General features: G+C 46.0%; 18 protein-coding genes. 9 read left to right on the forward strand and 9 right to left on the reverse strand.

Features of this window, described 5'->3' with window-relative positions:
* Positions 1-97: 97 nt before the first annotated feature.
* From Q4Q46_RS03080 to ohrR, 5 genes are all read right to left on the reverse strand, one after another.
* Positions 98-1762, reverse strand: coding sequence for a methyl-accepting chemotaxis protein (locus tag Q4Q46_RS03080; protein WP_311905191.1), 1665 nt, complete (start codon positions 1760-1762; stop codon positions 98-100).
* Positions 1763-1889: 127 nt separating this feature from the next.
* A complete protein-coding gene (gene chrA / locus Q4Q46_RS03085; RefSeq protein WP_311905192.1) occupies positions 1890-3038 on the reverse strand; it encodes a chromate efflux transporter in 1149 nt (382 codons plus the stop codon).
* Between the two features lie 200 nt (positions 3039-3238).
* Positions 3239-4411 (reverse strand): 23S rRNA (uracil(747)-C(5))-methyltransferase RlmC, encoded by a 1173-nt coding sequence (rlmC, locus tag Q4Q46_RS03090; RefSeq protein ID WP_311905193.1) that lies wholly within the window; start codon positions 4409-4411, stop codon positions 3239-3241.
* A 109-nt stretch (positions 4412-4520) separates the two neighbouring features.
* Positions 4521-5696, reverse strand: coding sequence for a glycerol-3-phosphate dehydrogenase/oxidase (locus tag Q4Q46_RS03095; protein WP_311905194.1), 1176 nt, complete (start codon positions 5694-5696; stop codon positions 4521-4523).
* Positions 5697-5829: 133 nt separating this feature from the next.
* The gene (gene ohrR, locus Q4Q46_RS03100; protein ID WP_311899790.1) at positions 5830-6327 is read right to left on the reverse strand and encodes a transcriptional regulator OhrR; all 498 of its coding nucleotides are present in this window, start codon (positions 6325-6327) and stop codon (positions 5830-5832) included.
* 139 nt (positions 6328-6466) lie between these two features.
* Here ohrR and ohr point away from each other — a divergent pair, with 139 nt between their 5' ends.
* The 3 genes from ohr to Q4Q46_RS03115 all read left to right on the forward strand — a co-directional run bounded on the left by ohr (position 6467) and on the right by Q4Q46_RS03115 (position 8908).
* A complete protein-coding gene (ohr, locus tag Q4Q46_RS03105; RefSeq protein WP_311899791.1) occupies positions 6467-6892 on the forward strand; it encodes an organic hydroperoxide reductase Ohr in 426 nt (141 codons plus the stop codon).
* 274 nt (positions 6893-7166) lie between these two features.
* Positions 7167-8600 carry a cytochrome C biosynthesis protein gene (locus Q4Q46_RS03110; protein WP_311905195.1) on the forward strand — a complete coding sequence of 478 codons (1434 nt, stop codon included), beginning with the start codon at positions 7167-7169 and terminating at the stop codon, positions 8598-8600.
* 122 nt (positions 8601-8722) lie between these two features.
* Positions 8723-8908, forward strand: coding sequence for a cytoplasmic protein (locus Q4Q46_RS03115; protein ID WP_106651481.1), 186 nt, complete (start codon positions 8723-8725; stop codon positions 8906-8908).
* A gap of 82 nt (positions 8909-8990) precedes the next feature.
* On the opposite strand, the gene Q4Q46_RS03120 is transcribed toward Q4Q46_RS03115, so the two are convergent.
* The 3 genes from Q4Q46_RS03120 to Q4Q46_RS03130 are packed head-to-tail and all read right to left on the reverse strand — an operon-like array spanning position 8991 to position 10274.
* Positions 8991-9281, reverse strand: a complete 291-nt coding sequence (locus Q4Q46_RS03120) for a hypothetical protein (protein WP_311905196.1) — start codon at positions 9279-9281, stop codon at positions 8991-8993.
* 31 nt (positions 9282-9312) lie between these two features.
* Complete coding sequence (locus Q4Q46_RS03125) at positions 9313-9858, reverse strand: class I SAM-dependent methyltransferase (RefSeq protein WP_311905197.1); 546 nt, start codon at positions 9856-9858, stop codon at positions 9313-9315.
* Between the two features lie 5 nt (positions 9859-9863).
* A complete protein-coding gene (locus tag Q4Q46_RS03130) occupies positions 9864-10274 on the reverse strand; it encodes a hypothetical protein (protein ID WP_006080374.1) in 411 nt (136 codons plus the stop codon).
* 498 nt (positions 10275-10772) lie between these two features.
* Here Q4Q46_RS03130 and fccA point away from each other — a divergent pair, with 498 nt between their 5' ends.
* The 3 genes from fccA to Q4Q46_RS03145 all read left to right on the forward strand — a co-directional run bounded on the left by fccA (position 10773) and on the right by Q4Q46_RS03145 (position 14626).
* Positions 10773-12563: a fumarate reductase flavoprotein subunit FccA gene (fccA, locus tag Q4Q46_RS03135; RefSeq protein ID WP_107948940.1), complete on the forward strand. Its 1791-nt coding sequence runs from the start codon at positions 10773-10775 to the stop codon at positions 12561-12563.
* A 266-nt stretch (positions 12564-12829) separates the two neighbouring features.
* Positions 12830-13819: a 2-hydroxyacid dehydrogenase gene (locus tag Q4Q46_RS03140; protein WP_259483104.1), complete on the forward strand. Its 990-nt coding sequence runs from the start codon at positions 12830-12832 to the stop codon at positions 13817-13819.
* 69 nt (positions 13820-13888) lie between these two features.
* Positions 13889-14626 (forward strand): dienelactone hydrolase family protein, encoded by a 738-nt coding sequence (locus tag Q4Q46_RS03145; RefSeq protein WP_311905198.1) that lies wholly within the window; start codon positions 13889-13891, stop codon positions 14624-14626.
* Positions 14627-14954: 328 nt separating this feature from the next.
* Here Q4Q46_RS03145 and Q4Q46_RS03150 read toward each other — a convergent pair whose 3' ends face one another.
* Entirely contained in the window at positions 14955-15359 is a 405-nt protein-coding gene (locus tag Q4Q46_RS03150) for a DUF1801 domain-containing protein (protein WP_107948946.1), read from the reverse strand.
* A gap of 242 nt (positions 15360-15601) precedes the next feature.
* On the opposite strand from Q4Q46_RS03150, the gene Q4Q46_RS03155 reads away from it, so the two are divergent.
* The 3 genes from Q4Q46_RS03155 (at position 15602) to Q4Q46_RS03165 (ending at position 19890) form a co-directional block, all read left to right on the forward strand.
* A complete protein-coding gene (locus tag Q4Q46_RS03155; protein WP_311905199.1) occupies positions 15602-18316 on the forward strand; it encodes a TonB-dependent receptor in 2715 nt (904 codons plus the stop codon).
* A 129-nt stretch (positions 18317-18445) separates the two neighbouring features.
* Positions 18446-19111 carry a peptidase gene (locus Q4Q46_RS03160; protein WP_311905253.1) on the forward strand — a complete coding sequence of 222 codons (666 nt, stop codon included), beginning with the start codon at positions 18446-18448 and terminating at the stop codon, positions 19109-19111.
* Positions 19108-19890 carry a PepSY domain-containing protein gene (locus Q4Q46_RS03165; RefSeq protein WP_311905200.1) on the forward strand — a complete coding sequence of 261 codons (783 nt, stop codon included), beginning with the start codon at positions 19108-19110 and terminating at the stop codon, positions 19888-19890. Before Q4Q46_RS03160 ends, Q4Q46_RS03165 begins: the two co-directional genes overlap by 4 nt.
* Positions 19891-19895 lie beyond the last annotated feature (5 nt).

Raw genomic sequence — 19895 nt, forward strand, 5'->3', positions numbered from 1 at the left:
TAACGCTTTTAAAAAATATATGATCCAAATAAAACGGGAGACCTTAAGTCTCCCGTTTTTAATCAAGATTACTGCAATTAAATCCTAAACTGTCCCACTAAATCTTAAACTGGCCCACTAACTTGCCCAAGTTAATGCCTTCTTCCGAGACTGTCATACTGATCCTAGCCGCATCTTCGCTGGAATGAAGTAGCTCATTCACAATCTCTTGGATGGCATACACGTTACGGTTAATTTCTTCGGTTACTGAGCTTTGCTCTGTCGCCGCGGCCGCGATTTGGGTACTCATGTCGTTAATCGCAGTCACAGCCGAAGTCACTGAACCCAGACTGTCGGAAATCGTGCGAGAAGAATCCACCGAACGCACGCAGCTTTGTTGACTCTCTTCCATCGCTTTCACGGCTTGGGTCACTAGCTTATGTAATGCCGATAACATCTCATTGATTTCTAACGTACTGGCTTGAGTGCGGCTGGCTAAGTTACGCACCTCATCGGCGACCACAGCAAAACCTCGGCCCTGTTCACCGGCACGGGCCGCTTCGATGGCGGCGTTTAATGCCAACAGGTTGGTCTGCTCGGCAATACCACCAATCACTGACAGTACGCTGTTGATTTTCTGGGATTGCTCGCTGAGTGATTTGATACTGCCCGCCGCATTATTGATTTGCGACATTAAAGAGGCAATTTCTTCAAGTGAAGCATCAACACAGCGCTGTGCATTCGCCACATCACCAGTAGCAGCGTGAGTCGCTTCGGCTACTTGAGTGGTATTCTTAGCCACTTCGTTCGCAGTGGAGGACATCTCAGTGATTGCAGTCACCACCTGATCGGTTTCATTGTTATGACTCACCAACTGGCTCGACATGACTTTAGTTTGATCATGAATCGCATTGGCTGCCGTTTTTACTTTTGCCGTCGCTGTCGCAACATCGCCGATAATATGCTGAAGTTTATCGACAAAGAGGTTAAAGGAGCGCCCAAGTTGAGCGATTTCGTCCTCCCCTTTTACGGCGAGTCGCTTGGTTAAGTCCCCTTCGCCCTTAGCAATATCATTTAAGTTATCGGCCATATTCTTGATTGGCACGACCATACGGTGGGCGGCAATCATAATGATAAAGCCAGTAATACCCGTAAGGAAAAGCGCTATCAGCAAAATCGCGAAGGATTTTTCTGCCATTTGCTCAGTCACTGTCTCGCGATAATCTTCAACAACAGCTTCAATATCATCGATATATGCCCCAGTACCTAACATCCAGTCAGTACCAGGGATCATCATGGCGTAGCTGATCTTCTCAATCTGCTCATTGGTATTAGGTTTTTGATAGTAGTAGGAAAAACTACCATCACCACGTTTAGCTGCATCGAGCAGACCGACAATAATTTTAGTGCCTCGGGGATCTGTCATATCTATTTTATTTTGCCCTTCTAAGCTAGGAAGTAGGGCATGAAAAATATTTTTCCCTTGAGAGTCATACATGAAGAAGTAACCCGCACTGCCAAAACGTATGTCTCTTAGCGCTTGATTCACATTCCCTTGTTCTTTTAACGATAATTGATAATTCACTATGCCTGCGGCAATTTCGGTGGCTTCTTTAATTTGTTGTTTACGCTCATCGACGAGCTTAGTTTTAAAAGTGACCACTTCAGCGGCAAGTGCATCTTGTTCGACATAATAGGAAACCGACATCAATATGAGTAATGCGAGGATCAAAGGGAACAGCGATAGCAATAGTAATTTATTGCGTAAACTCAACTTAGACATGCTTGAATGCTCCAAAGGAATACAACTTGTATCTTTGGAGTATAGCTAACATTGTTATTTCTCTATGCGCTTAAAGTAACAAAATCTTAATCTTGCTCAATAAAACTTCAATTAATCGCCCCTCAGTTCACAGCAGATTTAGCAAGATCCCACACAAGCTAAAGCCTAAAACCAGCACCAGCATGGGTGGTTTAAATAACTTTAATGCACCAAAACCGAGCAATACCAAGGCCATATCTTTGCCCGAGAATACCGCCTGAGAAAAAACAGGTTGATAAAGCGCGGCCGCGAGTAAGCCAACAACGCAGGCATTGACGCCAGCAATCGCACCAGCAATTTTCGGTCTTGCCGCAATCGCATGCCAACTCTTCAGGCCCACCAGCATAAGGAGAAATCCGGGTAAAAAAATGGCAGCAGTCGCGATGCAAGCCCCCATAAAGGGCTTATCTAGCATGACTTCGGCGCCTAAAAAGGTCGCGAATGTGAACATAGGCCCAGGCACAGCTTGGGCAAAGGCATAACCCGTCAGAAAACGATCGCCGCCTATGGTATCGCCCACTGCTGTTTCTAGCAGAGGTAGTACAACATGACCGCCACCGAACACTAAACTCCCTACGCGGTAAAACTCGCTGAAGATCCAAGCCTCAGGTCCGAAATCCACCATAAAAAAACTGCCGATGAGTAACACAAAAAAGAGCAGTAAATACAGATAATTCAAGCGGATCGGTGCAAGCGGCGCAGTGTCATCTTGCGTCGCACTCAATTTATAAATACCGATAGTCGCAGCGCCGAGTAACAGGAGGATTTGCGTCCACATAAATGGCGCAATCAAAATCGCCGCAGCACTGATGAGCATTAACAAACGGGCGGATTTGCGTTGGCAGAACTGCTTAAACATGGCAAGAACGGCATCGGCAACCACAACGACGGCCATTAATTTAAGCCCATAAATCATCCCTTGAACATAATGATTCGCGAGCCATGCCGACGTTGTTACCGCCAGTAAGTACATCAAAATAAAGGAAGGTAGTGTAAAACCGGCAAAAGCTGCAAGCGCGCCAACAAGCCCGCCTCTTTGATAACCAATGGCAAAGCCCACTTGGCTCGACCCTGGCCCCGGCATAAATTGGCTTAAGGCAACCAGACTGGCGTAACGCTTATCATCGAGCCAACCGAGTTCATTTACGAAGGTCTGGCGAAAATAACCAATGTGCGCCGCAGGCCCGCCAAAACTCATCAAGCCCAAGGTAAAAAAGCGTAGGAAAATCTGTAGCATAAATCGCCGCCCATCAATGCATAAAGTGCTGAAGATTATGCCACTAAAAAGACATTATGATGAAGTTTCACGCGTGCAACGCAGATAAAAGCATAACAAGGGCTCCACACAGCAGAGTCCTTAAGATAGTTTGAGCGGATTTCAAGAATCGTAAAACGAATAAGTACAAATGCTTAGTGATAAATTGATGAGCTAAAAAATTAATCCTTCACCAACATGACTAGTACTTCGAAGTGATCCGTGTGGGGGAATAAATCAAATAGCTGCACTTTGGTTAAGTGATAGCCTTGAATATGTTCGAGATCTTTCGCTAAGGTTTGCGGATTACAGCTTGAATAGAGAATGGCCTTAGGGGCAAACTCGCTTAATGACTGGCATAAAGCCTCGCCAATACCGCGCCTCGGCGGATTAACTATGATCAAATCCGGCTTATCGGCAGCGCTTTTACCCTTAGCAAAGTCGGTGGAATCGAGCGCCATAAATTGCACGTTTTCGAGCCCCATCATCTGCGCTGACATTTGCGCGCAGGCAATCGCTTCAGCTTCAATTTCAATCCCTGTGAGGGTAATGTCATTGGATGCGCAGTGCAGTCCGAAACCGCCTACACCACAGAAGAGATCCCATAACGAATGAGGTGAAAACTCGGCAACCCATTCACGGGCGGTTTGATATAACTGAGCCGCAACGTGTGGATTGGTTTGGAAAAAGCTTTTAGGCCGAATGAACAAAGGCACATGATTAAAACGTTCTTCAAGCCTAGTATTCTCAGTTAAAAAAATCTCTTCATCACCCTCAAGTATTGCCATATGAACCGGTTGGATATTGACTGACACCACTTTTATTTGCGGATATTCCGCTAGTAATGCAGGTAATTCACGTTCGATACGTTCGATACTATTGGTGGACCGCAGTACAAACCGCAGTAGATATTCACCACGCACTTGACTGCGGGTCAGCAGAATAAATTTAAGTTCACCCTTGGCTCTATCTACCCGATAAGGAGGAAGTCCAGCCTGCTGCACAAAGCGTGTTAAGCGATGTAATAAATCTTGCATATCAGATGGATATAAAAGGCAGTCACAAAGATCTACCGCCTCGCCACTTGGGCTCATAATCCCCAGCACAGGCGCATGGGCGGCGCCTAAGGCTACCATTTTAGCTTTATTACGAAAGCCGCTGTCCTCGCCAATTACCGGCGGCTGAAAAATATCGGGTAAATTAGCTGGGATAAAAGGCGCAAGTAGTTGCTGTAAAGTTTGAGTCTTAACCGCCACTTGCTGCACCATAGGCTGTTGTATATGCCGGCAAGAAAGACACAAACCTTGGTTAAAATAACCACATTGCTTGATGGAATTTACAATAGCAGCACTCACGGCAGATCCTAGATATCAGTAAAAAAGCGCCACACTGTAGCGGTTTTACAGGTAAAAATCACCTTGAAGCATATTCAAATCAGCATCAAGTGCATAATTCACGGCGCACTCAAGATAGGGTGAGTTTATCAACATCAGCAATAGACTGCCGCTTACCGAGGGCCTTTTCAATCCATTCAAGTACTTCTGCCGAGGTACTGCGAAACGTCGTTAACTTACCGCCGTATAAACTGAGTATTCGCGGATGGGAAATTGATGTTTTCATCAAGGTATCCCGCGGTCGCTCAAAGGCTTGGCTATTTTGCTTAGGTAAAACCCGAATACCGCAGAAAGTTTTGGTTATTAGCGCCTTGAGCTCATCAATCTCCGGCGTTAGCGGGAAGTAATGCTTATAAATACCAAGCAGATAATTAATTTCAGATTCGGTCGCCTCGGGCGGCTTATCTAAAGAAGTTAATTCAGTTTCTGTGGTACCGACTAAGGTTTGTCCGTACCAAGGCATCACAAAAATTACCCGTTTATCGAAGCATGACTCTAAGTACAAGATGCCATCGGGCGCGGGAATATTCAGCAACACATGAGCACCTTGTACCCAATCGAGTTCAACACCCGCAAGTGGGGGCAAGACTTTGCTTAAAACAGCATTTACCCAAGGACCTGCAGCATTAATCACAAGCTTCGCCTCGGCTTTATGGATTTCGCCCCTGTGGCTAAAACTCAGCTCACAGGTCTCGCGCTTGTGTTCCAACTCAAGAAATTCAGCCTCGGCATACACTTCAGCGCCCAGTGCCTGCGCGCTGCGCGCCACCGCTTGAGTGAGCAATTTATCGTCGGTCTGCGCATCCCAGTACTGAAATACGGCTTTTAATCCAGAGAGTTTTAATCCCTTGAAACGATGCCAATGCACGGCAGGCACTGACACAAATTGGCCTAAAGGATCAAATTCACTCAGCAGTGCATACATGCTTAAGCCTGCGCGAATGGTCCAAGGACTGCGCTGACTGTTGTCGTACACGGGAATATAAAAAGGCACAGCTTTAACCAGAGTGGGCGCAAGATTGAGTAAATGGCGCCGTTCAAGCAAGGACTTGCGGACTAAATTGATTTGCCCGGTTTCTAAATAACGCAAGCCGCCGTGGATAAGTTTGCTGGAATTAGCCGAGGTTTGGCCGCCAATTTCCCCCTTTTCAATCAGCAAGGTGGAATAGCCCGCCGCTGCCGCATATTGGGCAATGCCGACACCGCTGATCCCACCGCCAATAATGGCTATATCGAAACTGGCCATAACTCACTCTCGCTAACCTTCCATAGACGACCGACCTACTGAGCCTCAAACATTCAATCAAGCTCAGTCGAACAGCTAATAAGCGTTAATATGTCAATAAGTTAGTCTTAGATCAAATCTCGACGATAAGAGTTTAATCAATACTGGCATGTAATTGTTTAAGTGCTTGATCACACATGGCCTTTAAGGCTTGTAACTCGCTCGCCTCACCGCCGACTTTGCAACGCATTAAATGGGGAATTTCACTGGCCTGCGCTTTAAGGGCAAGCCCTGCTGGCGTTAAGGCGAGCACTCTCACACGCTCATCCTGTTCGCTACGACCACGAGTCACTAATCCTTTAGATTCTAGCCGCTTCAGCAATGGCGTTAACGTGCCTGAATCGAGGAAAAGTTTATCGCCTAAGGTTTTGACACTAATGCCCTGCTCTTCCCATAGCACTAGCATGACCAAGTACTGCGGATAGGTTAGATCTAATTTGTCCAACAAAGGGCGATAGGCACGCACCATAGCATTTGCAGCACTATAAAGAGAGAAGCACACTTGATTCTCAAGACATAAGGCATTCTCTGTGCTGGTATTTTCGGCCATATCGACAGTATTAACACGGGTGTTGGGTTGAGTTGTTGCCATAGGAAGATCCGACAAATTAAATATATTGCGCACAATATACTTGCATTCACACCAAAGATCGAATTATAGTTTATCACAATTGAATTGCGCACAATTTAAATCGATTTACTTAATCCTTAACCTCAGAAGGTCTAATACTATGAAAACACTTTATGAAACACGTGCCACAGCAAAAGCGGGTCGTCAAGGTCAAGTCAGCACTGATGATGGTTTACTGGATGTCGCTTTAGCCTATCCAAAAGCCATGGGCGGTAGCGGTCTCGCCACGAATCCTGAACAACTGTTTGCCGCAGGTTATGCCGCCTGTTTCTCAAACGCCATTCTGCATGTCGCTAAAATCGGCAAAGTGGATATTACACAAGCGCCAGTCAGTGCGATTGTCGGCATAGGTGCCAATGATGCTGGCGGTTTTGCATTAGCGGTTGCTTTAGAAGTCAGCTTAGATTTACCGCAAGAAGCCGCAGAAGCCCTAGTGCGTCATGCGCATCAAGTTTGTCCTTACTCTAACGCCACTCGCAATAATATCGACGTGAAACTCAGCGTAAATGGTGTTGCGTTAGGCTAACCATAATCCATCATAGACACTTGTTGATAACGTCAGAAATAGAGCACCCTCGGGTGCTCTATTCTTATTAGCCATTAACGACTCAAGCTGAGAGTGAATGTGCATCACACCATTTAACAGGGAGATAAACTGGTTTCAGTTCCCAAAAAATGGTTATTCGCGAGTTAACTAACACTTCTTAATATCTAATTTAATCAAAATGATTGATTTAAGTAGAGTAAGAGCTAATCGAACCGTTTGACGATACTTAAACCCACTCTCAGTGGGAGGCGCTATGACAAAATATCTATCGAAATTATCTCTGTTTTGCTCGCTATTATTCCTCTTTGCCTTTTCAATCCCTAGCTGGGCCGAGACAACACCAGCAAGCTCAGCGGATCGAACGTGGCATTATATAAATGGTCAGGGTGAGCTCAAAATTAAGCTGTATTTCTTCTGGTCTAAAACTTGCCCACACTGTGCAGAGGCCCATCCTTTCATCGATTCATTGCCGCAAAAATACCCTTGGATAGAACTTGAATCTCATATGGTGTCCGCACCAGGTGTGCAGGATATTTGGCAAAATATCGCCGCAAAAACTAATACAGAAGCACGTTCTGTACCCTATATGGCCAGTTGTGAAAAGGCCGTGGTGGGCTATTCGAGCGAAGCGGTCACGGGCGAGTTTCTCGTTAATCGACTGAAGAATTGTTATTTATCCCTTGGCGGTCAACTCAGCGAAGCGGACATGCCCACCAAAGGCGTTATCAGTACGAGCGCGAGTACAGAAACTAATGCGCCGCTCTTTGGCACTTGTGGCACAGATACTGGCGAAGGCACCTGTGATGCCACCAACTTAAAGGAGTCCGTTGCAGAGCCAGAAGTTCAACCCGTTGAATTACCTTTAGTAGGCGTAGTGACTCCCGAGACAATGTCTTTGCCGCTGCTCACCTTAGTGCTCGCAGGCGTGGATGCCTTTAACCCCTGCGCCTTCTTCGTTTTACTGTTTTTATTGTCGATCATGGTTAATGCCAAGAGTCGCAGCCGCATGTTGCTCGTCGGCGGGATTTTCGTGTTCTTCTCTGGCTTTATCTATTTCCTATTTATGACCGCATGGCTGAACATCTTCCAGCTGTTGGGCGCAGGCAGTGATGGCGGCATGATCATCTTAGCGGCGGGTTGTTTAGCCTTAATCGCTGGAGTCATCAACATCAAAGATTACTTCTTTACTAAGGGGGAAGTGACGCTGTCGATGTCGGCGGAAAATCGGACGAGTTTGATAAAGCGCATGGGGAAACTGTCAAATTCGAGTAGCTTAGGCGCCTTACTTATTGGCTCTACCGTACTAGCAGTCCTCGCCAACGCCTATGAACTGCTCTGCACCGCGGGCTTCCCGATGATCTACACCAGCGTGCTTTCTATGCACAATCTGCCAGACATTGAACGCTATATGTATCTGGTTTTATATAACATTGTGTATGTTATCCCGCTGGCGATTATCGTTATCGTCTTCAGCGCGACCTTAGGTAAACGTAAACTGACTGAAAAAGAAGGCCAAGCCCTAAAACTCATGTCAGGGGTGATGATGTTGGGTATGGGTATCGCGCTGGTTATCGACCCTACCGCACTTCAAAATGTGGCGCTGGCACTGGGGCTGATCTTAGGCTCATTGGGGATCACAGCCATTATTATTATCGGCCGCAAACTGTTTTCGGCTAAGGCCAAGTAATTGACGAAACAATCGACTAAATAATTAACAAAATAATGGATGATTGGCAAATTCATGGCTAACGGCTAAAGTTAACCTTGGGTTTGCCGATAAAGGGATCCAGCTTACAATCGAGGTTAGTTATGTCAATTTCACTGAATACCCAAGCTATCGCACCTAATCTAGAAAATGGTGCAATTGGCGTTAAGGTTGCTCAGTTAGCCAAAGAGCAGCAAAAAGCCGAAGGTCAAATAGCGGTAGATTTAATTGCAGCTGCGGCGCCAAAACCAGTAGGTAACGCAGGCCACAACATCAACACTACGGCCTAATTGTTAGCAATACAGCATTTAAAAAAGCGCCTCTGATTATCAAGGCGCTTTTTATTTTCTGTAACGGAAACGTCAGGCGAATTTAAGAAAAAGCGTTGCCATTCACATGCATAATCGTAAATGTCCACACCACGAACGCCAGCGGGATATGCACTAAGGCATAGAAAAACTGATCGAGTCGCCCCATTCCTTTTGCTAACCAAATCAAATACAAGTGCAATCCAATCACCAAAGGGAACAAAACTAACAGCGGATACAGAGCGACAGGGCTGGCATCGGAAAACAGGCTATGACTGAATAAAGCCCAAGCCACCATGACAGCGGTCGTAAGCGGCGGTGTTGCAATGCGATATTGCTCTGGATAGGGAAACATCCTACAACCTCTTGAGTCTCAATCGATAAACTTACGTTTTAGGTTTTCGTGCAATCAACTGTGCTTTATAACTGCTTTGAGTGGATTGCGGATCACATAATCGACCTTCAAAGTAATGTAAAGGTTGCCAGTTAGCAAATGCTGATTTGAGTTCATTTTCAGTCAGCAAGAAATTGGGGTTACGCGGCCGCCCACTCTCAGCCTGTTGTGTGGTAAAGGTTTCATAGACGATAAGGCCTGTAGCCTTAACCGCCTTGGCAATTTGCGGCAATAATGGCCGATGCAGATAATTGAACACTAAGACAATGTCGTACTCTTCAATCGGTAGCGATGGCGCAGCCTCGGCTTCTAAATCCCATTGATATTTGTGGGCGTTCACATGCTCAATGTGCGACATGGCAGACAAGTCCCTGTCGATAAACGTCACCTCAGCCCCTTGCGCTAGAAACCACAAGCCATTACGCCCAGAGCCGCAGGCAAGATCGAGCACTTTAAGTCCATCGAAGCGAGAAACAGGCCAAGCAAACTCAGTGATTAAGGCTGCGGGTGTCACGATTGGCGCATGGATTACAGACATTAGCATTAGCCCTTAATTTCTTTTTTCGAGTCGATTTGCCGACGATGCACAATAGAATAATGCCTCAGTCCAGCAGGACCATGGGACACAATCACGGACAAAAAGAGTATCACGATTAACAGCTCAGGCTTGAAATTAGCCAAGGGTACAAACAGACCAAGTAAGCCTACTTTTACTAAGGTTAACACACCCTTAAGCTGAATTAACCAACGCCAATCACGCACAATTTCCCACAACATTAATATGCTGCCCGTCGTCATGGCGAGATACCAATAATTCAGCCATTGCGTTTTATCTACACTTAATAAAATGCCACCGCCAACACCGACTATTCCTAAAATATGCAATGCCCTTAAACTGGTTTTACTCAAACGTTGAATCCAAAAACGTTTTTCTGATATGCCTTGTTTCTGCATTACATCCCCTTAAGAATCAACTACGTAACATTTAGTTAAACTAACAACATAATTCCATACAATAAAGGCTGGATAAATAACATTATTTATAGAATACTCAAAAATAAATAATTGAAATTATTAATATGCAAAGTCACATTATAATATCTATAAAATACAAATAGATAAAATACCTCGCAAAACCCACAATCAATACCACTTTTATTTCATAAAGTTAAATCCAATCCATTCAACATGTTAACTCGCGCAAGTTATACCGCATTCAATCAGTGATTAGCTTCAACTTGATTCATATTTTCCGCACTATTGCACATTTTAAATATGTTATTTCCGTTGTAACAAAGGTTATGTGACCTGAACACATATATACCTCTTTAGATAGTGATAAATTTGCAAATGGAGAATGCTCTAACAGTGCGTGAATGACGTAAAAAATAAATATCACGCCACGATGAATAACCCTTATTAAGTAGATGAATGTACGGCGGAGGAACTACCATGTTCACAAGAAAGATTCAAAAAACAGCACTAGCCATGCTGATCTCTGGCGCAATGGCAGGAACTGCCTATGCTGCACCAGAAGTGCTAGCCGATTTTCACGGTGAAATGGGCAGTTGCGACAGCTGCCACGTCTCAGACAAAGGTGGCGTCAGCGATGACAACCTTAGCCATGAAAATGCCCAATGCGTTAGCTGCCACGGCGATTTAAAAGAACTGGCCGCCGCCGCACCTAAAGACAAAGTCTCACCCCATAAATCTCACTTGATTGGCGAAATTGCTTGTACAAGCTGCCATAAAGGCCATGAGAAATCAGTCACTTATTGCGATGCTTGCCACAGCTTCGGCTTCGATATGCCTTACGGCGGTAAATGGGAACGTAAGTTTGTTCCTGTTGATGCAGACAAAGCGGCACAGGATAAAGCCATTGCTGCTGGCGTAAAAGAAACCACTGATGTGGTTGTTATCGGTTCAGGTGGTGCAGGCCTTGCTGCTGCAGTATCAGCCCGTGATGCTGGCGCAAAAGTAATCCTGCTCGAAAAAGAACCTGTCCCAGGTGGTAACACTAAGTTGGCCGCTGGCGGTATGAACGCTGCCGAAACGAAGGCGCAAACTAAGTTAGGTATTGAAGATAAGAAACAAATCATGATCGACGACACCATGAAAGGTGGCCGTAACATTAACGATCCTGAATTAGTGAAAGTGCTTGCAAATAACTCATCTGACTCTATCGATTGGTTAACCTCTATGGGTGCCGACATGACTGACGTGGGCCGTATGGGTGGTGCAAGTGTTAACCGTAGTCACCGCCCAACCGGTGGTGCTGGCGTAGGTGCACACGTAGCGCAAGTACTGTGGGACAACGCAGTAAAACGTGGTACTGACATCCGCTTAAACAGCCGTGTTGTCCGTATTCTTGAAGATGCGAAAGGCAATGTGACTGGCGTACTCGTTAAAGGCGAATACACTGGTTATTACATTATTAAAGCCGATGCTGTGGTTATTGCTGCCGGTGGTTTTGCGAAAAACAACGACCGCGTTGCTAAGTACGATCCTAAGTTAAAAGGCTTTAAAGCCACTAACCACCCAGGTGCAACCGGTGACGGCTTAGACGTGGCACTGCAAGCAGGCGCAGCTACTCGCGATTTAGAGTTCATTCAAGCTCACCCAACATACTCACCAGCGGGTGGTGTAATGATCACCGAAGCGGTACGTGGCAACGGTGCTATCGTGGTTAACCGTGAAGGTAACCGCTTTATGAACGAAATCACTACCCGTGATAAAGCGTCTGCCGCGATCCTGCAACAAAAAGGCGAAAGCGCTTATTTGGTATTCGATGACTCAATCCGTAAGAGCTTAAAAGCGATTGAAGGATATGTGCATCTGAACATTGTTAAAGAAGGCAAAACCGTCGAAGAGTTAGCAAAACAAATCGATGTGCCTGCCGCTGAACTGGCGAAAACCATCACGGCATACAACGGCTTCGTGAAATCAGGTAAAGATGCGCAATTTGAACGTCCAAACCTACCACGCGAATTAGCAGTAGCGCCTTTCTACGCATTAGAAATCGCACCTGCTGTTCACCACACTATGGGTGGTGTTGTGATTGATACTAAAGCCGAAGTGAAGAGCGAAAAAACCGGTAAACCAATCCAAGGCTTATATGCTGCCGGTGAAGTGACTGGCGGGGTTCACGGTGCTAACCGCCTTGGCGGTAACGCAGTATCTGACATTGTGACCTACGGCCGTATCGCCGGTGCTGAAGCGGCTAAATTCGCTAAAGATCACTAGTCACAAACCGTATAAGGGTTAACGGACTAACCCTTGGCTCTCAAAGCACGGTTTTAAATATGAGAGCCCTAGCTTGAATAACTCAAGCACTGCTAGTCAATCCATAAGCGAGCCATCAGGGCTCGCTTTTTTTATCAAGCGTTTTAGCTAATTGATGACAAAGCTCACTCTTTTAATAGTCAATTTTCTAAGGCTAAGGACAAAAAGCCCTAACTCACTTACACTCTTTGGCTGATAACTACATCACAATCCGTTAGGTGACTGAAATGAGAATTGGATTCTTTAGCGCAAAACATTACGACATGCAGCATTTTAACCGCACAAATGCCGCGTTTGGTGCACAAATTGAGTATTTCGATTATCGCCTCTGCATGCAAACGGTGAAACTTGCTGAAGGGTTTGAAATCGTCTGCGCCTTCGTTAACGATTCACTCTGCGAAGAAGTCCTCGTTGAACTCGCCAATGGCGGTACGAAAATCATCGCCATGCGCTGCGCAGGTTTTAACAATGTCGACTTAGTCGCCGCTAAACGCTTAGGCATGCAAGTCGTTAACGTACCAGCTTATTCTCCTGAATCCGTGGCCGAACATACAGTCGCACTGATGTTGACACTGAATCGAAAAATCCACAAAGCTTACCAACGCACCCGCGATGCCAATTTCTCCCTCGAAGGTTTAGTCGGTTTTAACATGTTCGGCAAAACCGTCGGCGTGATTGGTACAGGTAAAATCGGCGTAGCCACCATTAAAGTCTTGCTCGGTTTTGGCTGTAAAGTCATCGCCTACGATCCCTTTATCAATCCAGCGGTTGTTGCGCTAGATGTTGAATATCAAGATCTCGATGCGATTTATGCCAACAGCGATATCATCAGTTTGCATTGCCCGCTCACGGCCGATAACCGCCATTTGCTCAACCAAGCCAGCTTCGCCAAGATGAAACCCGGTGTCATGGTGATCAACACCAGTCGCGGTGGCTTACTCAATGCCTTCGATGCGATGGAAGCCTTAAAACTCGGCCAAATCGGTTCACTCGGTCTCGATGTGTATGAAAACGAGAAGGGCTTATTCTTTGAAGATAAATCGAATGAGATCATTCAAGACGATGTATTCCGTCGATTATCTGCCTGCCATAACGTGATCTTTACTGGCCACCAAGCCTTCCTCACTGAAGAAGCCTTAGGCGCCATCGCCCAAACAACCTTGAACAACGTAAAAGCGTTATGTGCAGGGGAACTCTCAGGTAACGAATTGTTTTAACTGACAGATAAAATCCTGACTGCTACAGTGAGGCTTCAACGTTTGAAGCCTCACAGAGAGAACCTCAATATGCTAGTCACTCAGGAAACTCAGGATATCTCCACGCCTTCAGGGCTAATGCGCACTTATATCTACCGCCCAGAAGCACAGGGGCAATTCCCAAGCATCATCTTTTATTCCGAAATTTTTCAGCAAACGGCACCTATTGCACGCGCTGCAACAATTCTTGCTGGCCACGGTTTTGTGGTATTTGTGCCGGAAGTATTCCATGAACTCAATCCTTTAGGCACAGTGCTCGCCTACGATGAACCGGGTAAAGACAAAGGCAACGCCGATAAGTTTGCTAAACCTTTAGAACACCACGACAGCGACACCCAAGCATTAGTCGACTTTGCCCATCAACAAGCTTACTGCAATGGCAAAGTGGGCAGTATGGGCGTGTGTATCGGCGGCCACTTGGCCTACCGCGCCGCACTCAACCCCGCTATTTTAGGTGCATTTTGCCTCTATCCAACCGACATTCACTCCAACACCCTGCCCTGCGCCTACGGCAATGACTCTCTGAGCCGCAGCGGTGATATTCAAGGGGAATTAGTGTTAGTGTTTGGTAAGCAAGATCCCCATGTATCGGCGGAAGGCCGAGTGTTAATCCACCAGCAATTAATGGCGCTGAACCGTAATTTCACTTGGCTTGAAGTCAACGCTCAACACGCCTTTATGCGTGATGAAGGCGATAGATACGATCCTGCACTCGCACTGCAAATGTACTTACAAGCGACGGCATTTTTTCAGCGAGTGTTGCGATAGAAGAGTTAAATAAACAACAAGGAAGTGAATATGAGAGAGCGTATTTTTAGATGACTAGCTGGAATACTCAGTGTAAGCCTGTTGCTTGCGACTGGCCAACAAATCAATTCTGCGATGCTTTCAGCCATTGATATTGGGATATATTTCGCGATTTGTGCTGTGTTGTTATATTTTTCAATCAAAGGTAACGCTGGATTTAACTATCCAAGACTGCAATTTTTTGTCAAATCAATCGACAAAAAATAAGTCTGCTTCGTTACCGCAAACAGGTAGCACCTTAACTAAGATTTAGGTGCTACAGCTTCTGTCAAGTTGGTTCCCAGTCGGTTTACGCACCTAACAAAGGTAGATGTTTGATACTTTTGTATTTCAACGATAATTCAATACATTGAGAAATTGCGGTTATTGGCAAGGGATCATGGATACTTAACACTATGGCTCGATTCCCTTCAAACTGCAGCGCATGGGAATGTAGCTCTCGAAATGTATCAACCAGCTTGGTTTTACAATTAAAGAATAGGTAGTATTGTTCGGGATATTTTGGCTTCCAGTCAAATCTTACTGTACTGCCATTTTTAACTGAATAACTCGGCTCGCCCCATTTTAAACTCTCTTCCACCGCGCCTAAATCCTGCGCTGCGGCAATTGTAAAAATCAAGGTTCGGATCCGTAATAGCAAGGGTGTTATATGCTCAGGATAGCGTTCAAACTTGTTCTGCACTTGCGCTTGCATGCTCTTATCCTCCCATTTACACCATGCCGAATCATCATATCTGTAAAACAAAAAACCAGGCTGCGGGCCCACATGGTTGAACTTCCAAACCTTTAGTGAGCGGCGATTATATCAGCACTTTATTATAAACTGCGCATTAGGGGTGTGACACAGTGTCGCAGGTCGTTGAGTTTTTATTGAGATACCCGCTTAATCCTTTATAAAACATACCATTATTTAAACAGACCTTTCATAGGCTTATTATGACCCGCTCCGCAGTAATGACTTCAATGGCGATATCCCTAGCCAGCATGGCCACGTTTTCAGGGATAGCAGCCGAAGCCGAAACTGAAGCAATGTTTCCAGCATCTGCAATTAAACCTCAAGTATCGACTCCCACTACCATCGAAAGAATTGCCATTACAGGGAGCCGAATTCAAAGGGAAGAGATGGCCTCCACCGCGCCTATGACCGTTTTTACCGCGCAAGATATCGAGAAAACCGGTGCCACCTCAGTTGAGATATTACTGCAAAGAATGACAGCCTCTGCGGGGTTTGCGGGTAATCAAACGAATGCCTATTGGACTGAAGGTGGCTATGGTTCAACCCAAGTTAACCTGCGCGGATTAGGGGTGAATCGCACACTCGTACTGCTCAATGGTCGACGTATGCTGAACAGTGGCACAGGGGCAAACTCCTCCGTTGATCTTAATACTATTCCCATTAGCGTGGTTGAACGAATCGAGGTCTTAAAAGATGGCGCATCCGCCATTTATGGTGCCGACGCGGTTGCAGGCGTGGTCAATATTATCACTCGGCAACAAATCGAAGGGGTTGAGTTTCAAGCACGAACGGGCATAACCGAGCAAAATGATGGTGAACAGTACAAGCTCGACCTTGCCATCGGTCATATAGGTGAGCGTGGCAGTGCATATGTGGCGATGAGTTACGATAAAACCCAAGCCGTCGATATGCTGAGTCGCGCACCTTGTCCGCTTGAGGAGGTTAATGGTGAGCTAGTGTGTGGCGGTAGCTCGGCGCTGCCGGGAGGCAGAGGCCATTTCATTGATACCAATGGTAATCCAATCGGCGATCCGTTAATGCTGTTGCCAACGGGAAGCGCCCCATACACAAGTAGCCATAAAGATAATACTTATCAGTATTTTAATGCGGTTCAACCTAACGAGCGAGTCAATCTGTTTGCCTACGGTGAATATGACTTAACGGCGAGCAGCCAAGTGTTTGCTGAAGCTATGTACACTCACCGTAGCTCACAATTACCCGCTACCCCGCAATCGGTGTCTGGAATAGTCATTCCTGCTTGGCATGAGTCAAACCCGACCGATGCAGACTTTCTACTCCAGAGTCGTAGACTGGCAGAAGCGCCCCGACAATTTAATATTCAAGCGGATACTTGGCGCTTAGTGACAGGTTTTAGAGGGGATTTAGACAACGGTTGGCAATGGGATACTGCGGTTAACTTCGGCAGTAACCGTGGTTCCTATGAAGTAACCAATGTCATTAATAAGGCTCGTCTTGCCGAGGCGACAGACTATAGCAGTTGTAATATTGATCCTAATGTCCCTTGCGCAAACTTTTGGGGAGCAGGCTCACTCACACCTGAAATGCTGGACTATTTCCTGTTTAATATGCGTGATAGCGGCGGTAATGAGCAGTTTAGTCTCACAACGAATATCACAGGCGATCTATGGCAGTTACCCGCGGGCATGATGAGTTTTGCCGCAGGACTAGAACACAGAAACGAGAAAGGATGGAATAATCCTGACCCACTTAAAATCAGTGGTGAAGCAAACACTGCCCAGCAAGATCCGATTGATGGTCGTTATACTGCCGACGAAATCTATCTTGAAACCTTGTTACCTATTTTAAGCGGCCTGCCCTTTGCCAAGTCGGTCGAATTAACTGCGGCGTTGCGATATTCCTATTTTGATACCTTTGGTGGTGATACCAATTATAAAATGGGGCTGCTGTGGGTCGTCAATGACGCAGTGACGCTGCGGGCCACGCAATCTACGGCATTCAGAGTACCGAATATTCCTGAGTTGTTTGGCGGCATAGATCAAGGCTCCATGAATACCACAGATCCTTGTAGCGAGTGGGTTAAGCTCGACCCTAGCTCGAATCGATACGCTAATTGTATGGCATCAAACGTGCCAACGAATTATAAGCAAGAAGGCACAATATTAACCGACCGTGGTGGCAATGCTGAACTTGAACCAGAAGAAGCCAATACCTTTACTGCGGGTATTGTTTGGGATCTGGGGTTTATTGAAGGGCTCAATATCACGCTCGATTACTACAAAATTGAGATTGATAACGCCATTAACTCAGTCAATGGTTCGAGCAAATTAGCCGCCTGTTACGACAGCAAAGGGATGACACATCCTTTCTGTAGCGACGAACATTTTGTGCGAGACGCAATGACAGGCAACATCACCTATTTACAAACACAACTGGGCAACGCCGCCAACGAAGTGGTTTCAGGTGTTGATATGGCGATGTTTTACCAGAAAGAGATGGGCAACGTTGTGACAAATACGACTTGGGAGCTGAGCTATTTAGATCAATACGATCTGCAAACCTACGCCGGCGCCCCCGTTGAGTCTCGAGCAGGCACCATAGGTTATGATGGTAGCTACACCAAATGGCGCTCAAACCTCTATTTTGATGTCACTAATGACAATTGGCGCTTTAGCTACAACATTCAGTATATTGGCGCGGCGGATGATCAATATGCCAATGCCGCAGAGATAGGTGACTCAGTTGATGCGCTCACTTACCATAACGCACAGGTTCATTATCAAATGGACAACAATATTGCTTTCACAGCAGGTATCGATAATCTGTTCGACAAGCAAGCGCCATATCATCAAAGCTATACCGACGGTAATACCAACACTATGACGTACGACCTAATGGGACGTCGTTACTATGTCGGGATGAAATGGGTTCTGTAATGCTTTGGGCTTAAGGGGGCAATCCCCTTAAGCAAGCTGGCTAAATTAAATAAAAGGTGAGTCATCAATTTGAAGCGGGTTAACACACTTAAACGAGTCTCATCGGCACACTTTCTGCACCGATGGTTGATGCTATTGCTGGTACTGCCGATTGGGATCTGGTCAGTCACCGGCAGCTATTTTGTCTTAATGGATCTTGGGTTTATCCGTGGCGATCATATTAAAGTGCAAGACATAAAGCATATCGATCCCAGCCAGATCCATTACCCAATGGCAGCGGTTTATGAACGTTTCCCTAAGGCTCAAGCAATCGCGTTAACCTCAGTCACTGATACCCTATACTACCGGATTAAACTGAGCGATAAGTCCATTCTCGTGAACGCAGATTCGGGTGAGTTATTGCCTTCAATAACGGAGAAACAAGCCCGAATGATAGCTTCAAACTATCAGCATCACGGGTCTTTAGCCGTCGAGGCTAAGCTTATTAGTGCAACCCTGTACACCGATATCGCCCCTGCGGAATTAGCGCCGCGATACTTGCCCGTTTGGAGAATGGATTTTAACGATAGCGCAGCTACAAGCCTTTACCTATCAGCGACAACGGGAGAGTTAGTCACGCGTAGACATGACTATTGGCGTTTATTCGATCTCTTTTGGAAATGGCACATTATGGATTACGACGAAGGTGAAGCCATCGACAATCTTCTGCTGCTGACCACGGCTCTAATCTCTATTGTGGCTGTGTTAGCCGGCTTTGTTTTACTGTGGCAACGCAGAAGGAAGTATCTGAGATGATGCCGAAACTTAAATCTAAACATAAACCTAAACCTCAAAGCAAACGCTTCAAACGCTGGGTCAAAATCGCCCACTATTGGCTCGGTGCCATAGTTAGCATTCAACTGCTACTTTGGCTGGTTACTGGGGTCTATTTCAATTTAACGCCCCATGATGAACTCAAGGGAATGGAGTACCAGCTGAGCCATCATCCTGAGCCGCAAAGGCAAGCGTTTGAGACACAAAAGCTCGTGGATATCGCCCCCTTGCTGGCGAAGCACACTCAGGTTGAAAGCCTGACATTAGTGGCGCTCGCAGGTCAACCCGTATATGTACTCGATGCCAAGGTGCAGCGCTATGCACACCAGTGCCAGCAGCAAACCTTGATTGATGCTTATACAGGCAATGTCTTACTCATTGATAAACAAAGCGCACAACAACTGGCGCTTGAAAGTTACACAGGGCCAGGCAAGATTACCCAAGTTAAGCAAATCTCAGCCCCCATTAGCGAGTGGCCAACTCAGTGCAATTCACTGTGGCAAATAGGTATGGATGATGAGCTGTCGACGCGGATTTACATCAATGCGGTTAATGGTGAATTAGTTGGCCATAAAAATGACCACACAGACATCGCCGACTTGATGTTTAAATTGCACTTTATGGATTACCTCAATCAAGGCAGCTTCAACAACCCCTTTAGCTGGCTGTTTGGCATACTGACCTTATTGTTATCCCTATCAGGCCTGTATTGGGTTGTTGAGAATCTGGTACTCAAGCGCTATCGAATTAGTATTGGTTAAATGGC

Source organism: Shewanella vaxholmensis, assembly GCF_031932135.1.
In the GTDB taxonomy this organism is placed as follows: domain Bacteria; phylum Pseudomonadota; class Gammaproteobacteria; order Enterobacterales; family Shewanellaceae; genus Shewanella; species Shewanella hafniensis.